The sequence below is a fragment of the Massilia sp. SYSU DXS3249 genome, from assembly GCF_053668055.1.
Genome location: NZ_JBSIPX010000008.1, coordinates 115,637 through 135,675, shown reverse-complemented (window position 1 = coordinate 135,675; position 20,039 = coordinate 115,637). Strand labels below are relative to the sequence as shown.

Genomic DNA, 20,039 nt, shown 5'->3' with positions numbered 1-20,039 from the left:
ATAGATTGGAGGACGCGAGCTCAACTGCTATTTCCACTGCACGGAGCCGTTCCCCCAACTATCGAAGGAGCACGATCATGCACGTGATTTCGCCTTCCCTGCTCGACCTGGCGCGCCGCACCATGTCCGCCTTCCGGCGCCCCACCCCGGCCAACCGTCCGCGCCGCGCCATGCTGCTGGCTACGGCCGCCGTGGCCGTCGCCCTCGCCCTGCCCGGCCAGCCGACCCAGGCCCAGAACTGGACCGGCGAGCGCTGGACCGGCACCTGGGGCACGGCGCCGGCCGGTCCGCCGACGCCGGCCACCGTCCAGACCTTCACCGACCAGACCCTGCGCCTGATCGTCCACACCAGCATCGGCGGCAACCGCGTGCGCATCCGCGTGTCGAACGAGTTCGGCAGCACGCCGCTGCGCATCGGCGCGGCCCGGATCGGCGTGCGCGGCACGGGCGCCGACGTCGCGCCCGGCACCGACCGCGTGCTCACCTTCAGCGGCAACACGTCGATCACGATTCCCGCGGGCGCCCCGGTGCTGTCCGACCCGGTCGAACTGAACGTGCCGGCCCTGGGCGACCTCGCGGTCAGCCTCTACCTGCCGGGCACGGTGCAGGCGACCACCATCCACAACACGGCGCTGCAGACCAACTACGTCTCGCTGCCGGGCGACTTCACGGGCGCCGCGACGCTCCCCGTGCAGCGCACGATCACCAACTGGCCCTTCCTCACCGAAGTGGACGTGGAGAGCGCCGGCCCGGCCATCGTCACCATGGGCGACTCGATCACCGACGGCACCCGCAGCACGGTCGACACCAACAACCGCTGGCCCGACTGGCTGGCGCGCCGCCTGCAGACCGTGCGCGACCCGGTCCAGGGCGTGAACGCGCGCCTGGGCGTGGTCAACCGCGGCATCAGCGGCAACCGCCTGCTGAGCGAATCGACCAATCCGCTGGCCGGCCGCCCCATCCTCGAGCGCTTCGACCGCGACGTCCTGGCCACCGCCGGCGTGCGCTACCTGACCCTGATGATCGGCATTAACGACATCGGCAACAGCCCGAACGAGAACCCGATCTCGCCCGAGGAACTGATCGCCGGCTACCGCCAGGTGATCGCGCGCGCCCACGCCAAGGGCATCGCCGTGTTCGGCGCCACGCTGACGCCCTTCGAAGGCGCGGGCTACTACTCACCGCAGAAGGAAGTGGTGCGCCAGGCGGTGAACAACTGGATCCGCTCGAGCGACGAGTTCGACGGCGTGATCGACTTCGACCTCGCCACCCGCGACCCGGCCCACCCCAGCCGCTTCCTGCCGGCCTACGACAGCGGCGACCACCTGCACCCGAGCGACCTGGGCTACCAGGCGATGGGCAATGCGGTGCCGTTGAGTCTGTTCCGCTCGCTGGGGCTGACGGCGGTGGCGCCGGCCAAGGCGGCTGAGGCGGCGCAGAAGTAAAGCAAGCCGGGCTGGGCGGTGGAAGCATCTCCGCCCAGCCCTGTTCCAGGAACCGGCCGTCCCCGCCCTGGCGGCCCTGTCCGTCCTACGGCCCTCATTTGACGCCGGCTGCCTTTGCCGGAGGCGATGCTTCCTTCGCAGGCTGCTTCCCTGCCGGGGTCGCATTCGCTTTCGCTTTCGTCTCCGGCAGTACTGTTTGCTCCTCCATTTTCGCGCGCTTCTCGTCGGCAGTCGGAACCACAGGCTCCGGGTCCCGGATCGTGGCGATCGCCCTGATTTCCTCGATGAGCACACGCTCCGCCGCGCCCAGTGCTGCCTCCTGCAACTTGATGAACTGGGGGCCGTCGATGGCATCGTTCGCGAACATCTGGCAGTACGAATAGGACGACGACTGGAACAGGATGATCCCCTGCGAGCGCCGGTTCAGGACGAAATTATTGCTCGCAGCGGACGCGGCGGCGGCGACCTCTGCGATCTTCCTGGCCTCACTGCCCTGCAGGCCGGCCGCCAGCTTGGCCGCGGATGCCATGTCGATGCCGACTTCGGTGGGGTTTTCCGCGCAGTACCGTCGAGTTTGGAAGTTGTACAGCACCGCCCTGCGCTCCGGACTCAAGGACAGGATGCCCATGTCGGAGTGCCTCATGGTATTGCGGCGCAGGTTGTCCTCGATCACCGGCTGCTCCATGGGACGCGTGATGAAGGAGCACCCGGAAGTGGCGCAGCATGTGGCGAATACGAGTGCGGAACTGGCGCGAACGGTAGACATCATGCGCTCCTCCTGGCTGAACAGCATGGACCGCAGCGGGGCGGACAACTGCAAGCGTGCGCGGGCCCGAGGACTTCATACTAGCGCCGTGCGCCGGAAAGACCACAGGCACGGCAGCGACGTCGCGCTTTCGCCACCTTTCGTATCGAGGAAGGGTAACCGGAGGAGAAATCGGCAGCCGCCTAGCCCCCGCCCGTCCTCGACTGCGTCGGCAAGGCCGTCCCCACCTTCCACGTCCGCGACAGCGCCTGCGCCTCCTCGATCTGCGCCTGCGTCATCTGCTTGGCGATCGCGGCGCGCTGGCTGACGGCGTTGTGGTTGCCGCCGGCGGCGGCCAGGTTCCACAGCATGTAGGCGATGACGGGGTCGCCGGGCACGCCGGCCACGTGGTAGCGGTACATCAGGCCGAGGGCGTGCTGGGCTTCGCCGTGGCCCTGCTCGGCCGCCTTGCGGAACCAGGTGACGGCGTGCTTCTGGTCTTGCGGCACGGCGTTGCCGGTGTAGTACATCGCGCCGACCACGTATTGGGCGTCGGCCTTGCCCTGCTGGGCCGCCTTCAGGTGCCAGCCGAAAGCCTGCTTGTAGTCGCGCGCGACGCCGCGGCCCATGTAATACATCAAGCCCAGCAGGTGCTGGGCGTCGGCATGGCCGGCGCGCGCGAGCGGCGTGATTTCCTTCAGCGCCAGCGCGTAATTGCGCGCATTGTAGGCGTTCGCTCCTTCGGGAAAGCCTGCCTGCGCCATGCCATGCAGGCCCAGGGCCAGCAGGATCGCTACGGTAAATTTTTTCATTATCTGTGCGTGGAACTGCTCAGGTATCTTCCTGTATCCGCCTGTACCTTCGCGTCTCTCGTTGTCTCTGCCACGAATGCCCCGCCCGCGGCCAGGCTGCTTATTTCCAGCTGACCTTGCCCAGCCCGTCGACGCTCACCCTGCGGTTCTGCGGCTTGCCGTAGACTGTGACCGAGCCCATGCCCGACAGGTTCAGGTTCGCGCTCTGGTGCGCGGTCACCGTCGCGTTGCCCAGGCCCGACAGTTCGATCGACACGCTGTCGGCCGTGAAGCCCTGCGCGTCCAGGCCGCCCAGGCCGCCCAGCTCGGCCTTGAGCAGCTTGCTGCGCCCGGCCAGCGTCACGTAGCCGGCGCCCTGCAGGTCGAGGCTGATGCTTTCGCTGTTCATGCCGGCCAGCTTCATGCTGCCCACGCCGCCCAGGCTGGCGCTGACGATGCGATAGCTGGAGTTGACGTTCATCGAGCCGGCGCCATCCAGCGACAGTTCCAGCTCGTCGCCGCGGAAGCCCGTGATCTCGGTATTGCCCAGGCTCTCGGACGCGACCTCGCGCAGGTTCGGCAGCACCATCTCGGCGCGTACCGGCATCTGGCGCCCCATGCGCATGCCTTCCATGTCGCTCTCGATGACCAGGGTGTCGCCGTTCTGGTGGGTCGTCATGCGTGCCACCCAGCGCGGGTCGCCGCGCAGCACCAGCGCCGCAGGGCTGCCCTGGCGCAGCCGCAGGTCGACCACGCCCTCGATCTTCACGCGCACCACGCGCGCGTCGAGCGGACGGGTTTCGGTCGTCGTCTCCGGCGCGGCCGCGGCCAGGCGCAGCGGCGCCAGCAGGCAGAAGGCCACCAGGCCGAGCTTCAAATAATGGGTCATGCAAAATTCTCCGTGTTCCTGTTCGTGATGGCGCGTACCGACTCTTGCCGTGCCTGCCCTCATGTCAATACAGACCCATCAGGCGGCACCCTACCAGCAAGCTGGGCCGGGCTCCAGTAAAACCGTGCATACCCGACAATTCTTGTACAGTTTGCCGGGTGTGTTTCCAGTGTTGCCACTATAGCGAGCCGGCGCCGGCCGCCGCCCCGGATTGCGACAGACTGCAAAAAACAGGCCCTGGACGACGGATTCGCCCCATCCGTGCCGTGCCGTTTGCCGACATGCATACGTAAAAAATTACTTTTTAACATGCTGTTGCGCTAAGATGAATTGCTCCGCGCGGGTATGCGGACCGGCCATGCCGGCCTGCTCCGCGCGGCTATTTTCATTCGACTCAGCCCTATATTTGAGGTCATCAATGCGCATGCGCCAACTTCCCGTCCTGCTGGCCGGGCTCAGCCTGTCGGTGTCCGCCTTTGCGGCAACCGACCGGTGGGACCTGCCGGTCCATACCAAGAAACTCGACAACGGCCTGACCGTGATCGTGACCCCGGACGCGAGTTCGCCCACCGTCGGCGTCTCGGTCGTGTACCACGTCGGCATGCGCCTCGAGCCGAAGAACCGCACCGGCTTCGCCCACCTGTTCGAGCACCTGATGTTCCAGGGGACGCCCAACGCGCCGAAAGGCGTGTTCGACAAGACGATCACCGCCGGCGGCGGCCGCAACAACGGTTCGACCCGCGCCGACTTCACCAACTACATCGAGACCGCGCCGGTGTCCGCGCTCGAGCCCATCCTGTGGCTGGAAGCGGACCGCATGAAGACCCTGGACTTCAATGCCGCGACGCTGAAGAACCAGCAGGACGTGGTCAAGGAAGAAATCCGCGTCAACGTGAAGAACCAGCCCTACGGCGGCTTCATGTGGATCGACATCGGCCAGCACGCCTTCCAGAAGTGGGAAAACAACCACGACGGCTACGGCAGCTTCGAAGACCTGGAAGGCGCCAGCCTCGACGACGTGCGCGGCTTCCACCGCGACTACTACGGCCCGAACAACGCGGTGCTGGCGATCGCCGGCGACGTGACCCCGGCCCAGGGCTTCGCGCTGGCGCAGAAATACTTCGGCGGCATCGCGGCGCGCCCGGTGCCGAAAGGCGGCGATTTCTCCGAGCCGCTCAACAAGGTCGAAAAACGCGTCGAGCAGAGCGACGCGCTGGCCCAGGTGCCGGCGCTGGCCGCGGCCTGGAAGATGCCGGACCGCGGCAGCCGCGACCAGGCGCCGATGGCGGTGCTCGGCGAACTGCTGGCCGGCGGCGACGCTTCGGTGCTGTACCAGGGCCTGGTCAAGGGCCGCGAGGTGGCGCTGAACGTCGACGTGCTGTTCGGCCTCACCAGCCCATGGGAATACGACGGCCCTACCCTGTTCACCGTCTACTCGATGTACAAGCCGACCAGCAACGCCGACGCCATCCTCGCCGCCATGGACGAGGAAATCGCCAAGATCGTCAAGAACGGCGTCGACGCCGCGACCCTCAAGCGCGTGAAGACCCGCATGCTGGCCGACTGGAACAACGGGCTGGAAAGCTTCATCAGCCGTGCCGACACCCTGGCGCGCCTGCAGACCCTGTGGGGCGACGCCAACGTCGTCAACAAGATCCCGGGCTGGATCGAAGGCGTCACGTCCGCCGACATCCAGCGTGCGGCCGCCACCTACCTGGTCTCGACCAACCGCACCGTTATCGACCGCAAGCCCGTCGCCAAGACCGCCGCCGCGCCTGCCGGCAACCAGACCGCGCCGGCCGCCGGCGCACAGAAATGAGGAGCGCATCGATGAAAAAACTGATGCTGACACTGGCCGTCTCGATGGCCTTCGCACCGGCAGCGTTCGCTGCCGAGGCCCCTGCTGTGGCCAAAGCCAACGCCATGCCGGCCTACGGCCAGGACAAGCCGATCCCGACGCCGAAGATCGTCAAGAAAACCCTCTCCAACGGGATGATCGTCTGGGTCGTGCCGCGTAACGGCCTGCCGCGCGTGGACTACGTGCTGGCCGTGCGCGGCGCCGGCTATGCGGCCGACGACCGCGCCCATCCGGGTTTCGCCAACCTGTTCGCGGGCATGATCAACGAGGGCAGCGCCAAGCGCGACTCGCGTGCGATCGCCGAAGCGGCCCAGGGCCTGGGCGGCTCGGTGGCGGCCGGCGCCGCCGCCGACGGCGTGTATGTCCAGGCCAATGCGGTCGCCTCCCAGGCGCCGGCGATGATGTCGCTGCTGGCCGAAGTGGCGCGTACGCCGAGCTTCCCGGCCAAGGAAGTCGAACTGGCCAAGGCCAACGCGCTGCAGCAGCTGCGCGCCGCCGAGGCCACGCCGCGCTTCCGCGCCGAGCGCGCCATCAGCCAGGCCGTGTACGGCGAACACCCGTACGGCCACACCCAGCCGACCGAGGCGTCGATCACTTCGGTCACGCAGGACATGCTGCGCAGCGAGCACGCGAAGCGCTTCCGTCCCGACCGCGCGCTGCTGGTGATCACCGGCCCGGTCAAGGAAGCCGAGGCCATGAAACTGGCCCAGGCCGCGTTCGGCGACTGGAAAGCCACGGGGCCGGCGCTGGCCGAAGCCGCGCGCCCGGCCGCTCCCGCCAAGCCGGCGCGCCTGCTGCTCCAGCGCGGCGGCAGCGTGCAGTCGACCATCCGCGTCGGCGGCCCGGGCATCGCCGCCAGCGCCGACGAGCAGGTGCCGCTGCGCCTGGCCAGCACCATCCTCGGCGGCGGCTTCTCGAGCCGCGTGAACATCAACCTGCGCGAGCAAAAGGGCTATACCTACGGCGCCTCGGCCGGTGCGCGCATGAACCGCGCCGGCGGTGCGATCGTCGGCGGCGCCGATGTGCGTAACGAAGTCACGGGTGCGGCGCTGACCGAGTACCTGAACGAGTACAAGCGCATCGGCAGCGACCTGGTCGCGGCCGACGAAATGACGATGAACAAGCGTTACGTGGCCGGCGGCTACCTGATCAGCAACCAGCTGCAGGGCGCGGTCGCCCAGACGCTGGCGCAGAACTGGCTGATCGGCCTGCCGCCGGAGTTCCTCGGCCAGTACGTCCCGCTGATCCAGAAGGTGACGCCGCAGCAGGTGCGCGACGTGTCGAAGAAATATTTCGCACCGGAGGCGCAGTCGATCGTGGTGGTGGGCGATCCAGCGGCCGTGGGGGCGCAGTTGAAGCCCTTCGGCGAGTTCACGGTGGTTGAGAAGTAAAAGCGTTTGCACCGCAAGAATGCCCGCCTTGCGCGGGCATTTTTTATTGTCGGGTAGGCATGGGCACGTAGATGCGTGGAGTTGCCTTGGTTGCCCCCGGCATCCAAGGCTCACCCTACAGCGGTGGATATGCGGGATTCCCACGCCTCAGATACAAACCCAACTCCTCCTCCGGCAAGGGCCTGCTGAACAAAAACCCCTGGAACCGCCTGCACCCGCATCCGGCCAGCAAGGTGCGCTGTTCCTCCGTCTCAACCCCTTCCGCGATCACGCCGATCCCCAGCGCATGTCCGAGCGCGATGATGGTGTTGACGATGGCGAGGTCGCGCGGATCGCTCATCAGGTTGCGCACGAAAGACTGGTCGATTTTCAGCTGGTGCAGCGGCAGGCGCTTCAGGTAGGACAGCGAGGAGTAGCCGGTACCGAAGTCGTCCAGCACCAGGCACACGCCGCGCTCCTTGAGCAGGCTGATCTTTTCGATCGCGCTGTCGACGTCGCCCAGCAGCAGGGTTTCGGTCAGTTCGATCTTCAGGCATTGCGGGTCGGCCCCGGCCTGGGCCAGCGCCGCCAGCACCTCGGCCACGAAGCCGGGCTGGCGAAACTGCAGCGCGCTGACGTTGACCGCCACGCTGATGTGCTTCGTGGCCTCGTCCCGCGCCAGGCGCGCCAGCTTGGCGCAGGCCTGTTCCAGCACCCAGCGTCCCAGCGGCAGGATCAGGCCGGTGTCCTCGGCCAGCGGGATGAACTGCGCCGGCGAGACCATGCCACGCGCCGGGTTCTGCCAGCGCAGCAGCGCCTCGACGCCGGTCACCTGCCCTTCGCTGTCGAGTTGCGGCTGGTAGTGCAGCAGGAATTCGCCGCGCTGCAGGCCCTGGCGCAGCTCGTATTCGAGGCCGGCGCGCGCCACGGCCGCCGCCTGTATCTTCGGGTCGAAGAAGCGCACCGTATTGCGCCCGGCCGCCTTGGCCTGGTACATCGCCAGGTCGGCGCGCTTGAGCAGCTCGGTGATGTGCAGCCCGTTGCTGCCGTGCGCCGCGCCGCCAAACAGGGTCATGCCGATGCTGGGCGTGATGTGGCGTTCGTAGCCGGCCAGGTTGAAGGAGCCCTTCAGTCCGTCGAGGACGCGCCGCGCGACGGCGGACGCATGCCCGACTGCCGTCTCTTCGGCAAAGCCCAGGTCTTCGAGGACGATGACGAATTCGTCGCCGCCCAGCCTGGCCACGGTGTCGCGGTCGCTGACGCTGGCGGCCAGGCGCTGGGCCACCAGGTCGAGCAGCAGGTCACCCTTGTCGTGGCCGATGGTGTCGTTGATGGTCTTGAAATTGTCGAGGTCGATCAGCATCACGGCGCCGATGCGCCCACGCCGCGCGTGCGTGGTCACCGCGTGCCCGAGGCGGTCGACCAGCAGCTGGCGGTTCGGCAGGCCGGTCAGCGTGTCGTAGAAGGCCAGCCGCCCGATCTCCTCGTGGGCCAGCTTCATGTCGTGGATGTCCATGGTGGTGCCGTACCACTTGACGATCGCGCCATGGCCGTCGCGGATCGGCATGCCCTTGGCCAGGTGCCAGCGGTAGTGCCGATCGGCCGCGCGCAGCAGGCGGTATTCGCAGGAAAACACCTCGCCCGTGTTCACCGAGCGGGCCCAGGCCGTCATCGTGTGGTCGACGTCGTCCGGGTGCAGCAGCTCGATCCATTGTTCGGCGATGCGCTCGATGCCGGACAGCCCGCCATAGTCGACCACGGTCTTGTTGGCGTAATCGATCAGACCGTCGGGATTGGCCGACCAGACAATGTAGGGCATGGCGTCGGCCAGCTGGCGGAAACGCAGGTCGTTCGCCGGTTCGCCGGCCCCGGCCGCCGCAGCCGCCGCGGCTTCCCTGCGCTGGCGCTGCAGCGCCAGCTGCGCCATCACCTGGACGGCGAGCGTGCGCAGCGCCTCGATCTGCGCGTCGGCCAGGCGGCGCGGGACGCTGTCCATCACCGCCAGGGCGCCGAGCACGAAGCCGTCCGGGGTCTCGATCGGCACGCCGGCGTAGAAGCGCGTTACGTGCGCATCTTCCCCCACTGCGTGCGCATCCGTGATGACGAGTTCGCGGCGGCCCGCGACGACCTGCCGGCCCCATGCCGCGTGTTCCCCCAGCCGCGCCGGGTCGAGGCCGGCCGCGCACACGCAGCGCTCGCCTTCGCGCCCGACGAAGCTGAGCGCGGCCATCGGCACGGCGCAGGCATGGGCCGCCAGGCGCACCAGGCGGCCGAGCTCGCCCTGCGCATCGCCGGCGCCGGCCTGGTAGGCATCGAGGGACCGCAAGCGGCACTCGTCGAGGGAGGTGTCACCTGCCATATTCGCTCGTGGGAAGGTGCTGGGTGGAGGCTGCCGCAGGGATCCTGCTGGCTGCCAACCCATTCTAGCTAAAAAGACTGGATCGCTTTGGGGATTTCCGTGCTGCAATCCCAGAGCAAGGCGCAAATGTAGGGTGGACTCCCGAGTCCACGCGTTTTCGTGTCCAAGTAAACCCGACGATTCGCTCTCGCCAAGACAGCCGAGCAATCGTCAGCGAAACGAGTGGCGGCAAGAATGGAAGGCCGGGTATGCGACCGCACGTAAACGCGTGGAGTCGGGACTCCACCCTACGCCCCCTCAATGCAGCAGGCTGCTCCCGCGCTCGCGCCGGATCGCGCTCATGGCCTCGCACACGGGCAGGTGCCAGCGCAGCTCCGTATTCGTGTGATGTCCCGCATCGCGCAGGCGGTATTCGACGCCGATGCCGAGGTTCGAATTGAGCATGCCGAACCAGTCCGCGTCGCCCATCACGTCGATGATGTTGCGGTAGCGCGGCGGCATGGCGATGGCCGCCGAGACGGTGACGATGGAGAGGTCCAGGTGGCCGTCGGCCTGGGCGTCGCGCAGGGCGTACAGGGCTTCGGAGATGACGAGGTTGCCTTTCGAATGCCCGGTCAGGAGGTCGAAGCGGAAGCGGCGGTCGGTCAGCAGCGCGCACAGGGTGCGGGTGTCGCAGCTGAGGTGGGCCAGGCCCGGCATCCCCATCAGGCCCGCGTAATGGGCCGTGAAGGAACTCGCGCGCAGCATGTCGCCGAACCCCTCGGCCAGGTGGCGCAGGCGGTTCAGGGCCCCGAACCAGAACCAGCCGCCGGCCGCCTCGGCCAGCATGTCGGCCAGGCCGTAGCCGGAGACCAGCGCCCCTACCGGCTCGTCGAAGGCATCGGCCACGTTGCGGGCAAAGGCGGCGGTGCCGAGCGCGGAACTGCCGACGCCGGCCACCGTCAGGATGCGGGTGCGGGCGCCGCCCCGGGCGGCGAAGTCGTCGAGGCCGGCGCAGACGCGCAGGCTGCCGCGCCCGCTCGGCGGCACCACCAGCAGCGCGCCTTCGTGCGCCAGCCAGGGCGCGAGCGTGGCGGTTTCAGGCGCGCTGATGACCTTGACGTCGTAGAAGATGGCGTCGAGCACGGCGTTGCGGCGCCGGCAGCCCTCGAGCACGGCCTCGCGCAGCGGCCGGTCCGAGTGCGCCACCTCGGCCGCCGAGTTACGCTGCATCTGGACGGAGGCAAGCACGAAGGGGGTGCTCGCCCCCGTTGTCTGTTCCATGTCGTTCCTCCCTGGAAGCGGGGCCCGGGGATCGGGCCGCCAGTTCCGTTAAGAGGGTGAGCGCGCCGGAAAGTTCAGACGGCGCTCGGAGCCAGGCGGCTCAGCCGCGCAGCGCCTTCTCCAGGTCTTCCAGCTCGGCCGGCTTGACCAGGTGGGCGTCGAAACCGGCCTCCTGCGCCTTGCGGCGGTCTTCGGGCGAGCCGTAGCCGGTGTGCGCCACCAGGCGGATATGCTTCAGTTGCGGGTGGTTCTTGAGCATGCGCGCCAGTTGGTAGCCGTCCGCGCCCGGCAGGCCGATGTCGAGCACGATTACCTGCGGCCGATGCTGCAGCGCCATCTCTTCGATCCGCGCCGCATCCGAGGTGGTCCAGGTTTCGTGGCCCATCTCGGCCAGCAGGAAGCCCATCATCTCCATCGCGTCGACGTTGTCGTCGACCAGCAGCACGCGCAGGCCGGCGCTTGCCGTCTCCTCTTCCTGCGCCGCGCCGGATGCGCACTCGGCGCCGGTGGTGCGCAGTACCGGCAGCTCCACCGTGAAGGTCGAGCCCATGCCGATGCCGGGGCTCTCGGCGCGCAGGCTGCCGCCATGCATCTCGAGCAGGCGCGACACTAGCGACAGGCCGATGCCCAGGCCTTCCGGGGCGCGGTCCGGCGGCACCGCGGCCTGCGCGAACATGCCGAAGATGCGCGACAGGTTGTCCTCGGCGATGCCGATGCCGTTGTCGATGACGGCGATCCGCACGGTCTCCCCGTGCAGCGTGACCGCCAGGCGGATCTCGCCGCCGATCGGGGTGAACTTGGCCGCGTTGTGCAGCAGGTTGCCCATCGATTGCGCCAGGCGCACCGGGTCGCCCGCGACCCAGACCTGGCAATCGGCCTGCTGCACGTCCAGGCGGTGGCTGCGCGCGGCGATCAGCGGGCCGGCGGTCTCGATCGCCTGCTCGATGACGGCGCCGAGGTTGACTTCCTCGCGCCGCAGCACGATCTTGCCTTCCGAGATGCGGGCGACGTCGAGCAGGTCGTCGACCAGGTGGGCCAAGTGCTCGACCTGGCGCAGGATGACTTCGCGCGCGCGGCCCTGGCGCTCGCTCGTGTTCTCGCCCGCCACCCCGAGCAGGGCCGCGGCGTTGCGGATCGGGCTCAGGGGATTGCGCAGCTCGTGCGCGAGGGTCGCCAGGAACTGGTTCTTGTTGGCGTCGGCCGCGCGCAGCAGCGCTTCCATTTCCTTGCGCGCCGAGACGTCGCTGGTGACGCGCGCGACCCGATAGACTTCGCCGCGCGCATTGCGCACCGCGAACACCCGGTCGCGCACCCAGCGCGTGGCGCCGTCGGGCATCACCAGCCGGTATTCCTCTTCGTAGTGCGGCCGCGTGGCCAGCGCCGCCCAGCGCCCGGCCAGGCGCGCGCGGTCGTCCGGGTGCACGGCCTCGAGCCAGCTGGCGTGGCTGCGCTTGAGGGAATCGGTGCTGCGGCCCCAGATGGTGGCATAGGCCGGGCTCACGTAGGCCAGCACGCCGTCCGGCGCCGAGAACATCCAGAACACGTCCTCGACGTTGTCGGTCAGCTGGCGAAAGCGCTCTTCGCTCTCGCGCAGCTCGTCCTGGGTCTGGCGCATGCGCAGCAGCGCATTCACGTTGGCGATCAGCTCGTCCGCCTCGATCGGCGCGGCCAGGTAGTTGTCGGCGCCGCCCTCCAGGCCCCGGATCTTGTCGGCGCGGTTGGTCAGCGCGGCCGAGGTCTGCAGCACCAGCACGCCGCTGGTGTCGGGATTGGCCTTGATGCGCCGGCACACCTCGATGCCGTTAATGTCGGGCAGCTTCACGTCCAGCAGCACCAGCGCCGGCTCCTCGTCGCGCACCATGGCCAGCGCGTCGGTGCCGTTCGCCGCCTCCAGCACGTTGAAGCCGGCGCTACGCAGGATACGCGTCTTGGCGTAGCGCGCACCATCGTTGTCGTCGACGTTGAGGATAGAGATAGGATTGGCAGTCATGGTTCAGTGTGTGGGCGCGGTATCGTCAGGCGCTCTCGCTCGCCGGTAGGGGAAACTGGCGCGGCAGCGTCAGCAGGAAGGTGGAGCCGATTCCAGGCTGGCTGGTCACGTCGACCCGCCCGCCCAGCAACTCGGCCAGGCGCCGGCACAGCGGCAGGCCCAGGCCGGTGCCCTTGCTGCGCCGCTGCAGCGGGTTCTCGACCTGGGTGAATTCCTCGAAAATCAACTGCAGGTGCTCGGCGTCGATGCCGATGCCGGTGTCGGTGACGGCAAAGCTCAGCATGCCGGCCGCCGCATCCTCGGATGCGCTCACGCGCACCGAGCCCTGCTCGGTGAACTTCAGGGCGTTCGAGATGAAGTTGCGCAGGATCTGCGAGAGCATGCCCTCGTCCGACTCGAAAGGCGTGGCGATGCCGCCGTCGTCGAACACCAGCTCGACGCGCTCGGCATCCACCAGCGGGCGCATCATGCCCTTCAGGGCGCGGAACAGGTTCTCGACCACCACCGGGGCCGGGTGCGCCTCCACCCGGCCGGCCTCGATCTTGGCCAGGTCGAGCAGGTCGTTGACCAGGTCCGACATCTCGGTGGCGGTGCGCTCGATCAGGAACACCTGGCGCTCCTGCTCTGACGTCAGTTCGCCGTCCATGCGGTCGAGCAGGAGCTTGGACAGCGCCCGGATCGAGGACAGGGGCGTGCGCAGTTCGTGGCTGGTATTGGACAGGAAGCGCGACTTCATCTCGTCGGCGCGGCGCAGGCGCTCGGCCTTGTCCTCGATCTCGGCGTACAGCGCGACGATGCCGCGGTTGGTGTCCTCGAGTTCGCGGGTGAGCGAGAGCAGGTCTTCCTGGCGCTCGCGCAGCTCGGCCAGGGTTTCGACCAGCTCGCGGTTCTGCTGCTGGACTTCCTCGTACGAATTGGCAGCCGGCGTCGCGGCCAGTTCGGCGCTGAGCTGGGCCAGCCGCGCCGGGGTGACCGGCTGCTGCTGCGGCAGCGCCTTGCGCATCCGGACGACCGGCCCGCCCTGCCCCGCCTCGACCTCGCAGCCGTCCATCAGGCGATGCGCGGTCACCAGCGCCAGGTCGGCCATCGCGGCGGCCTCGCTGCCTGCCGGCGCGGCGCGGGTGGCGCTGACGGTCACCTCGAGCTGCTGGCGGCCGCGGCCCTCGTCCAGCACGAAGGCGGCGCGTGCACCGGCGCCGCCGTGGCAGGCGGCGCGCGCCACTTCCGACACGGCGGTGGCGATGCGCACCTGGTCCTGCTTGGCGAAGCCGAGCAGGCTGGACACCTCGCGCGCGCGCTGGCGCACCAGCACGACGCCCTTGTCGCCCTCGAGGGCGACGGTGAGGATGCGCTGGGTCATGACTGCACCCCGGACTGCACCCCGGACTGTACCCCGGACCGGGCCCCGGCGCGTCCGTGGCGGCGGCGCACCACCAGCACCATCGCGTCGTCGCGGCGGCGGATGTAGTCGCGCATCAGCGCCGCCGCGATCAGCGCCGGGCTGCGCGCCAGCAGGCCCGGGTATTTGTCGAGGTCCCACTGGGTCTGGATGCCGTCCGAATGCAGGATGCACAGCGCGCCCGGCGGGCATGGCGCGGTAAATTCCTGCACCTTGCGCATGTTGTGGCCGACGATGCCGTTGTGCGAAATCAGCGCGCGCCGGCTGTCGCCGTCGATCACGTAGGCGCCGATGTTGCCGACGCCGGCAAAGCGCACCACGTCGGCCTCGAAATCGATGCGCGCGGCCGCCAGCGCCGCGCCGCGCGTGATGCGCAGCGCCGCGTGGGCGGAGTCGACCAGCGGGCCGGGCTCGGACGCGGGACGGTGCTCGAGCTCGCGGATGGCGGCGTGCGCGGCGGCTGCCGCCTCAGGGCCGTGGCCGAGGCCGTCGGCCGCCAGCAGGGTCGCGCCCTGGCCGTCGCAGGCGACGCCCCAGCCGTCGCCGCAGGCGTCTTCGCCCGCCAGCGGTACCGCCAGCGCGCCCACCTCGACCTTGCACAGGGCCGGCGCCGCCTCGTCGCGCCACAGGCGCATGAAGAACAGGGCGCCGTTGCCGGGCGTCGAATAGACGTCGAATTCGTCGGACAAACGGCGCAGCGCGCCCAGTCCGGTGCCGGAGGTGCCGGCGGTGGACATGCCGTCGCGCAGGCAGGCATCGAGGTCGGCGATGCCGGGGCCGTTGTCGACCGCCAGCACATCGACCCCGGGCACGCCTTCGGACTGGGCCACGTTCAGGTAGAGCGTGCCCTCGCCCGCGTGCTTGAGCAGGTTGGTGCCGGCCTCGGTGACGATCAGGGCCAGCTGGCCGGCCCGGGTTTCGTTGAAGCCCAGGTCGGTCGCCAGCTTCTGCCCGGCACGGCGTGCCGCCGCAATGTCGCTCGCATGGGTGATCGCAAACGCCAGCTGGGTGTTCAGGGAGCTGATCAGCGTTTCCATTTCACGACCGCGATCGCGGTCCCCTCTCCCGGACGGGTGTCGATGTCGAATTCGTCGACCAGGCGCCTGGAGCCGCCCAGGCCCAGGCCGAGGCCGCCGCCGGTGGTGAAGCCGTCGCGCAATGCCTGCTCGAGGTCGGGAATGCCGGGGCCGGCGTCCACGAACACCAGGCCGACGCCCTGGCGCAATCCGTCGACCAGCTTGTCGAGGTAGACCGCGCCGCCGCCGCCGTACTTGATGGTGTTGCGGGCCAGCTCGCTCGCTGCCGTGATCAGTTTGGTCTGGTCGACCAGCGACAGGCCGATCCCGACCGCGCGCTCGCGCACGTGCCGGCGCAGGCCGACCACGTCCTCGTCGCCGCGCAGCGGCAACTGGGCCCGTTCCGCGCGCAGCCGGGCATGGCGTTCGACCAGTTCGGTCTCGAATCCGACTGAATCAGTCGTAGTGCTCATCTGTTGAGGTTCTTCCCGAGCAGGGCCATGCCCTTTTCGACGTTCAATGCGGTTTTCACGCCGTGCAGGGTCAGCCCCAGCTCGACGAGCGTAATGGCAACAGCCGGCTGCATGCCGACCACCACCGTCTGGGCGTCGAGCACGCGCGCCATGGCGGCGGTGTTGCTGATCATGCGGCCGATGAAGGAGTCGACCAGGTCGAGCGCCGAGATGTCGATCAGCACGCCCTTTGCGCTATCGCGAACGATACGCTCCGTCAGGTCGTCCTGCAAGGTCATGGCCAGGCGGTCGTGCATGTCGACCTGGATGGTGACCAGCAGCAGGTCGCCCATCCGCAGGATAGGAATACGTTCCATCGTGGTCCCGGTTCTCAGTTCTTGTTGGTGACGACGACCGAGGTGCCGGTGCGTTCCAGCGCGACCAGGAAGGCGTCGGCCAGGGTGGCCTTGGTGACCACGTCTTCCAGGTTCACGCCCAGGTGCACGATGGTCTGCGCGATCTGCGGACGGATGCCGCTGATGATGCAGTCGGCGCCCATCAGGCGCGCGGCGGCGATGGTCTTCATCAGGTGCTGGGCGACCAGGGTGTCGACCATCGGCACGCCGGTGATGTCGATGATGGCAATGATGGCGCCGGTGTCGACGATCTTTTGCAGGATGTTTTCCATCACCACCTGGGTGCGCGCCGAATCCAGGGTACCGATCAGCGGCAGCGCCAGGATGCCGTTCCACAGCTTGACGACCGGGGTCGACAGCTCGAGCAGTTCCTGCTGCTGGCGCACGATGATCTGGTCCTTGGCCTTCTGGAACACTTCGATGGTGTACAGGCCGAGCTTGTCGAGCAGCGCGCTGATCGACCACGAGGCGGCGGCAAGCGCTTCCGCATCGCCGGCAAAACCGGAAGTCAGCTGGGCGAACACCGGCTGCTTGAGCGAGAACACGAAGGTGGCCGTCTCGGCCGGGGTCGACCCGCTCTTCGCGCGGCTCGAGGAAATCTCGCTCAGCAGGTCGCGCACTTCGTCCCACGAACGGTGCTCGATGTTCTCCAGCTCGCCACCGCGGGTCGCTGCCGCAAACGCGGCCAGGAACTGCTGGCAATGGGTGCGCAGTTGCTCCTTCGAGCTGGCGGTGCCACGCACCATCAAGGCGTCGAGCTGGTCGATCCACTGCGAACCGATTTCGGCTTCGTGTTCCTGGATGAGCTGGCTGATGCGGGCGGCGTTGTCCTTCGTGGTCATCGGTACTTTCCTTGTTTTGGTCGACAGTGTGGTGGATGCGCCCGAATTTTGTCCGAGCTGCTCCAGCATTGGAGAATTATTAACTATAACACCTATTGCATTGAATCCATGTAACGCTTGAGTAGCGTGCGGGGTCATTCGCACCACCTTGGCGCAGGCGGCAGGCATACGCGGCCGGGTTCGCGCCTTCTTCGCGGCACACGGGCGCGCTAGCGCGCGTTTGCGTCCAAAACTTTGATTTCGAGCAATGATCTGCCATGAAGAGATGGGTAGCCTGATGTCTTGCGCCAATACAATGGCCAGCCTTGATGTGCAAGGCAGCGGGTTTTCACGGCCTGGCCAGCGCAACACTTATTGTTTCAGGGAGAAGACCCATGAAATTCATGTTCGGTCGGCGCGAGAAGTTTCTCTACAAACGCAACCCGCTGTTGACCAGCTTTTTATCGGGCACCAAATTCGGCATGGTGGTTGCGGTGCTGGTGTTCATCATCATCAAACTGAACTGAGGACCGCGGGCAACCGGGACACAAAAAAACCGCCAGGCTCACGCACTGGCGGTTTTTTATTAGAGCAGGCAGTAATTACTGCGCCGCGCCTTCGACCGGATCCGCAGCCTTCATCGACAGCTTCAGGCGGCCGCGCTCGTCGGTTTCCAGAACCTTCACGCGCACTTGCTGGCCTTCCTTCAGGTAGTCGGCAACGGCGTTGACGCGCTCGTTGGCGATCTGCGAGATGTGCAGCAGGCCATCTTTACCAGGCATGACCTGCACGATGGCGCCGAAGTCCAGCAGCTTCAGGACGGTGCCGTCGTAGGTCTTGCCCACTTCGACCGAAGCGGTCAGTTCTTCGATGCGGCGCTTGGCTTCCTGGCCGGCGGCAGCGTCGACGGACGCGATGGTCACGACGCCTTCGTCGGTGATGTCGATCTGGGTGCCGGTCTCTTCGGTCAGCGCGCGGATGACGGCGCCGCCCTTGCCGATGACGTCACGGATCTTCTCAGGATTGATCTTGATCGTGATCAGGCGTGGAGCGAAGTCCGACAGTTCGGTCTTCACGGTCGGCACGGCCTTCTGCATCTCGACCAGGATGTGCTGGCGGGCTTCCTTGGCTTGCGCCAGCGCCACCTGCATGATCTCCTTGGTGATGCCCATGATCTTGATGTCCATCTGCAGCGCGGTGATGCCTGCGGTGGTACCGGCGACCTTGAAGTCCATGTCGCCGAGGTGGTCTTCGTCACCCAGGATGTCGGTCAGGACGGCGAACTTGCCGCCTTCCTTGATCAGGCCCATCGCGATGCCGGCGACGTGCGCCTTCATCGGGACGCCGGCGTCCATCAGTGCCAGGCAGCCGCCGCAGACCGATGCCATCGACGAGGAACCGTTCGATTCGGTGATTTCCGACACCAGGCGCACCGAGTAGCTGAACTCTTCCGGCGACGGCAGGGCCGCGACCAGGGCGCGCTTGGCCAGGCGGCCGTGGCCGATTTCGCGGCGCTTCGGGGTGCCTACGCGGCCGGTTTCGCCGGTGGCGAACGGAGGCATGTTGTAGTGCATCATGAAGTCGTCGGTGTACTCGCCCATCAGCGCGTCGATCTTCTGGCTGTCGCGGGCGGTGCCGAGGGTGGCGATGACCAGCGCCTGAGTTTCGCCGCGGGTGAACAGGGCCGAACCGTGGGTACGCGGCAGCACGCCGGTGCGGATCGCGATCGGACGCACGGTGCGGGTGTCGCGGCCGTCGATGCGCGGCTCGCCGTCCAGGATCTGCGAACGAACGACCTTGGCTTCCATGTCGAACAAGATATTGCCGACTTCTGCCGAGTCGGCGCTGACGCCCTGCTCGGCCAGCTGGGCCATGACTTCGCTCGACAGCGACTTGAGCTTTTGCTGGCGTGCCGATTTTTCGCGGGTCTGGTAGGCGTCGCGGATCTTGGCGCCGGCCAGTTCGCCGACCTGGGCGATCAGGGTTTCGTTCTTGGCAGGTGCGGTCCACTCGACTTCCGGCTTGCCGCCTTCTTCGACGAGGGCGTGGATGGCGTCGATCACGGCGCGCATCTGGTCGTGGCCGAAGACGACTGCGCCCAGCATGACTTCTTCCGACAGCTGCTGCGCTTCGGATTCGACCATCAGCACGGCCGTTTCGGTACCGGCGACGACCAGGTCCATCTGCGAGGTCTTGAGCTGGGTGGTGCTCGGGTTCAGGATGTACTGGCCGTTGGCGTAGCCGACGCGGGCGGCGCCGATCGGGCCGTTGAACGGGATGCCGGCGACGCACAGGGCGGCCGAGGCGCCGATCATCGCAGGGATGTCCGGATCGATTTCAGGGTTGACCGACAGCACGTGGATGATGACCTGGACTTCGTTCAGGTAGCCTTCCGGGAACAGCGGGCGGATCGGACGGTCGATCAGGCGCGAGGTGAGCGTCTCTTTTTCGGAAGGACGGCCTTCGCGCTTGAAGAAACCGCCCGGGATTTTACCGGCAGCGTACGTTTTCTCGATGTAATCGACGGTCAGCGGGAAGAAATCCTGGCCAGGCTTGGCGTCTTTTTTGGCGACGACAGTAGCCAGCACGACGGTGTCTTCGACCGACACCATGACGGCGCCGGAGGCCTGACGGGCGATTTCACCGGTTTCCAGGGTGACGGTGTGTTGGCCATACTGGAAGGTCTTCGTAACTTTGTTAAACATTGGTAATCCCTTTCTATTTGCCGACAGATTTTCAGGAGCTGTCGTTCACCTCACCGCTGACAGCCTCGACGACTGCCTTTACTACGTGTTTGCTACGGATGAAACAAAAAATGCCCGCGACAGTGAACTGGCGCAGGCATTTCCTTGACTAAACCGTCTGGCGCAAAAATTACTTACGCAGGCCGAGTTTGGCGATCAGGTCGCGGTAACGGTTCAGGTCTTTGCTCTTCAGGTAAGACAGCAGGCTCTTACGACGGTTGACCATCATGATCAGGCCGCGGCGCGAGTGGTGGTCTTTCTGGTGGGCTTTGAAGTGGCCGTTCAGTTCGTTGATGCGTGCGGTCAGCAGTGCGACCTGGACTTCCGGCGAGCCGGTGTCGTTCTGGCCACGTGCGTTGTCGGCGATGATCGCCGCTTTGTTGATGTTTTCTACGGACATGATGTTACCTTTCACATGCGGTGCAAGAGTCGCAACCCAGCGCACCGTGATTTGTTTAAAAAAACCTGCCCTAGCGGACAG

Annotated in this window: 17 protein-coding genes; 4 read left to right on the top strand and 13 right to left on the bottom strand. The window is 67.1% G+C overall.

Features of this window, described 5'->3' with window-relative positions:
- Window positions 1–77 precede the first annotated feature (77 nt).
- A complete protein-coding gene (locus ACWCIA_RS11860) occupies window positions 78–1,445 on the top strand; it encodes an SGNH/GDSL hydrolase family protein (protein ID WP_454163469.1) in 1,368 nt (455 codons plus the stop codon).
- Between the two features lie 94 nt (window positions 1,446–1,539).
- On the opposite strand, the gene ACWCIA_RS11855 is transcribed toward ACWCIA_RS11860, so the two are convergent.
- The 3 genes from ACWCIA_RS11855 to ACWCIA_RS11845 form a co-directional block, all read right to left on the bottom strand.
- Complete coding sequence (locus tag ACWCIA_RS11855; RefSeq protein ID WP_454163467.1) at window positions 1,540–2,214, bottom strand: hypothetical protein; 675 nt, start codon at window positions 2,212–2,214, stop codon at window positions 1,540–1,542.
- A gap of 179 nt (window positions 2,215–2,393) precedes the next feature.
- Window positions 2,394–3,002: a tetratricopeptide repeat protein gene (locus ACWCIA_RS11850; protein WP_454163465.1), complete on the bottom strand. Its 609-nt coding sequence runs from the start codon at window positions 3,000–3,002 to the stop codon at window positions 2,394–2,396.
- Window positions 3,003–3,102: 100 nt separating this feature from the next.
- Window positions 3,103–3,870, bottom strand: a complete 768-nt coding sequence (locus ACWCIA_RS11845; protein WP_454163463.1) for a GIN domain-containing protein — start codon at window positions 3,868–3,870, stop codon at window positions 3,103–3,105.
- Window positions 3,871–4,294: 424 nt separating this feature from the next.
- On the opposite strand from ACWCIA_RS11845, the gene ACWCIA_RS11840 reads away from it, so the two are divergent.
- Window positions 4,295–5,689 carry a M16 family metallopeptidase gene (locus ACWCIA_RS11840; protein ID WP_454163461.1) on the top strand — a complete coding sequence of 465 codons (1,395 nt, stop codon included), beginning with the start codon at window positions 4,295–4,297 and terminating at the stop codon, window positions 5,687–5,689.
- Window positions 5,690–5,700: 11 nt separating this feature from the next.
- On the top strand, window positions 5,701–7,119 hold the full coding sequence (locus ACWCIA_RS11835) for a M16 family metallopeptidase (protein WP_454163459.1): 1,419 nt from the start codon (window positions 5,701–5,703) through the stop codon (window positions 7,117–7,119).
- Between the two features lie 115 nt (window positions 7,120–7,234).
- On the opposite strand, the gene ACWCIA_RS11830 is transcribed toward ACWCIA_RS11835, so the two are convergent.
- From ACWCIA_RS11830 to ACWCIA_RS11795, 8 genes are all read right to left on the bottom strand, one after another.
- Window positions 7,235–9,457: a putative bifunctional diguanylate cyclase/phosphodiesterase gene (locus ACWCIA_RS11830; protein WP_454163457.1), complete on the bottom strand. Its 2,223-nt coding sequence runs from the start codon at window positions 9,455–9,457 to the stop codon at window positions 7,235–7,237.
- 297 nt (window positions 9,458–9,754) lie between these two features.
- Window positions 9,755–10,720 (bottom strand): hypothetical protein, encoded by a 966-nt coding sequence (locus ACWCIA_RS11825; RefSeq protein ID WP_454163456.1) that lies wholly within the window; start codon window positions 10,718–10,720, stop codon window positions 9,755–9,757.
- 100 nt (window positions 10,721–10,820) lie between these two features.
- Window positions 10,821–12,710, bottom strand: coding sequence for a hybrid sensor histidine kinase/response regulator (locus ACWCIA_RS11820; protein WP_454163454.1), 1,890 nt, complete (start codon window positions 12,708–12,710; stop codon window positions 10,821–10,823).
- A 25-nt stretch (window positions 12,711–12,735) separates the two neighbouring features.
- Window positions 12,736–14,070: an ATP-binding protein gene (locus tag ACWCIA_RS11815; RefSeq protein ID WP_454163453.1), complete on the bottom strand. Its 1,335-nt coding sequence runs from the start codon at window positions 14,068–14,070 to the stop codon at window positions 12,736–12,738.
- On the bottom strand, window positions 14,067–15,146 hold the full coding sequence (locus tag ACWCIA_RS11810) for an ATP-binding SpoIIE family protein phosphatase (RefSeq protein WP_454163452.1): 1,080 nt from the start codon (window positions 15,144–15,146) through the stop codon (window positions 14,067–14,069). The genes ACWCIA_RS11815 and ACWCIA_RS11810 overlap by 4 nt, the downstream gene beginning before the upstream one ends.
- Window positions 15,134–15,598, bottom strand: coding sequence for an anti-sigma regulatory factor (locus ACWCIA_RS11805; protein ID WP_454163451.1), 465 nt, complete (start codon window positions 15,596–15,598; stop codon window positions 15,134–15,136). The genes ACWCIA_RS11810 and ACWCIA_RS11805 overlap by 13 nt, the downstream gene beginning before the upstream one ends.
- Window positions 15,595–15,954, bottom strand: coding sequence for an STAS domain-containing protein (locus tag ACWCIA_RS11800; protein WP_312550807.1), 360 nt, complete (start codon window positions 15,952–15,954; stop codon window positions 15,595–15,597). Before ACWCIA_RS11800 ends, ACWCIA_RS11805 begins: the two co-directional genes overlap by 4 nt.
- Before the next feature lie 14 nt (window positions 15,955–15,968).
- Window positions 15,969–16,835 (bottom strand): STAS domain-containing protein, encoded by an 867-nt coding sequence (locus tag ACWCIA_RS11795; RefSeq protein WP_454163450.1) that lies wholly within the window; start codon window positions 16,833–16,835, stop codon window positions 15,969–15,971.
- 374 nt (window positions 16,836–17,209) lie between these two features.
- Here ACWCIA_RS11795 and ACWCIA_RS11790 point away from each other — a divergent pair, with 374 nt between their 5' ends.
- Window positions 17,210–17,341, top strand: a complete 132-nt coding sequence (locus ACWCIA_RS11790; protein WP_454163448.1) for a hypothetical protein — start codon at window positions 17,210–17,212, stop codon at window positions 17,339–17,341.
- Window positions 17,342–17,416: 75 nt separating this feature from the next.
- Here the strand turns inward: ACWCIA_RS11790 and pnp are convergent, their stop codons facing one another.
- Complete coding sequence (pnp, locus tag ACWCIA_RS11785; RefSeq protein ID WP_454163447.1) at window positions 17,417–19,519, bottom strand: polyribonucleotide nucleotidyltransferase; 2,103 nt, start codon at window positions 19,517–19,519, stop codon at window positions 17,417–17,419.
- A gap of 169 nt (window positions 19,520–19,688) precedes the next feature.
- Entirely contained in the window at window positions 19,689–19,958 is a 270-nt protein-coding gene (gene rpsO / locus ACWCIA_RS11780; protein WP_379744272.1) for a 30S ribosomal protein S15, read from the bottom strand.
- Between the last annotated feature and the right edge of the window lie 81 nt (window positions 19,959–20,039).

Coding starts and splice junctions, on each gene's coding strand:
- ACWCIA_RS11860 (WP_454163469.1), top strand. CDS start 78: ATGCACGTGATTTCGCCTTCCCTGCTCGACCTGGCGCGCCGCACCATG.
- ACWCIA_RS11820 (WP_454163454.1), bottom strand. CDS start 12,710: ATGACTGCCAATCCTATCTCTATCCTCAACGTCGACGACAACGATGGT.
- ACWCIA_RS11830 (WP_454163457.1), bottom strand. CDS start 9,457: ATGGCAGGTGACACCTCCCTCGACGAGTGCCGCTTGCGGTCCCTCGAT.
- pnp (WP_454163447.1), bottom strand. CDS start 19,519: ATGTTTAACAAAGTTACGAAGACCTTCCAGTATGGCCAACACACCGTC.
- ACWCIA_RS11810 (WP_454163452.1), bottom strand. CDS start 15,146: ATGGAAACGCTGATCAGCTCCCTGAACACCCAGCTGGCGTTTGCGATC.
- ACWCIA_RS11815 (WP_454163453.1), bottom strand. CDS start 14,070: ATGACCCAGCGCATCCTCACCGTCGCCCTCGAGGGCGACAAGGGCGTC.
- ACWCIA_RS11845 (WP_454163463.1), bottom strand. CDS start 3,870: ATGACCCATTATTTGAAGCTCGGCCTGGTGGCCTTCTGCCTGCTGGCG.
- ACWCIA_RS11795 (WP_454163450.1), bottom strand. CDS start 16,835: ATGACCACGAAGGACAACGCCGCCCGCATCAGCCAGCTCATCCAGGAA.
- ACWCIA_RS11800 (WP_312550807.1), bottom strand. CDS start 15,954: ATGGAACGTATTCCTATCCTGCGGATGGGCGACCTGCTGCTGGTCACC.
- rpsO (WP_379744272.1), bottom strand. CDS start 19,958: ATGTCCGTAGAAAACATCAACAAAGCGGCGATCATCGCCGACAACGCA.
- ACWCIA_RS11840 (WP_454163461.1), top strand. CDS start 4,295: ATGCGCCAACTTCCCGTCCTGCTGGCCGGGCTCAGCCTGTCGGTGTCC.
- ACWCIA_RS11835 (WP_454163459.1), top strand. CDS start 5,701: ATGAAAAAACTGATGCTGACACTGGCCGTCTCGATGGCCTTCGCACCG.
- ACWCIA_RS11850 (WP_454163465.1), bottom strand. CDS start 3,002: ATGAAAAAATTTACCGTAGCGATCCTGCTGGCCCTGGGCCTGCATGGC.
- ACWCIA_RS11805 (WP_454163451.1), bottom strand. CDS start 15,598: ATGAGCACTACGACTGATTCAGTCGGATTCGAGACCGAACTGGTCGAA.
- ACWCIA_RS11790 (WP_454163448.1), top strand. CDS start 17,210: ATGAAATTCATGTTCGGTCGGCGCGAGAAGTTTCTCTACAAACGCAAC.
- ACWCIA_RS11825 (WP_454163456.1), bottom strand. CDS start 10,720: ATGGAACAGACAACGGGGGCGAGCACCCCCTTCGTGCTTGCCTCCGTC.
- ACWCIA_RS11855 (WP_454163467.1), bottom strand. CDS start 2,214: ATGATGTCTACCGTTCGCGCCAGTTCCGCACTCGTATTCGCCACATGC.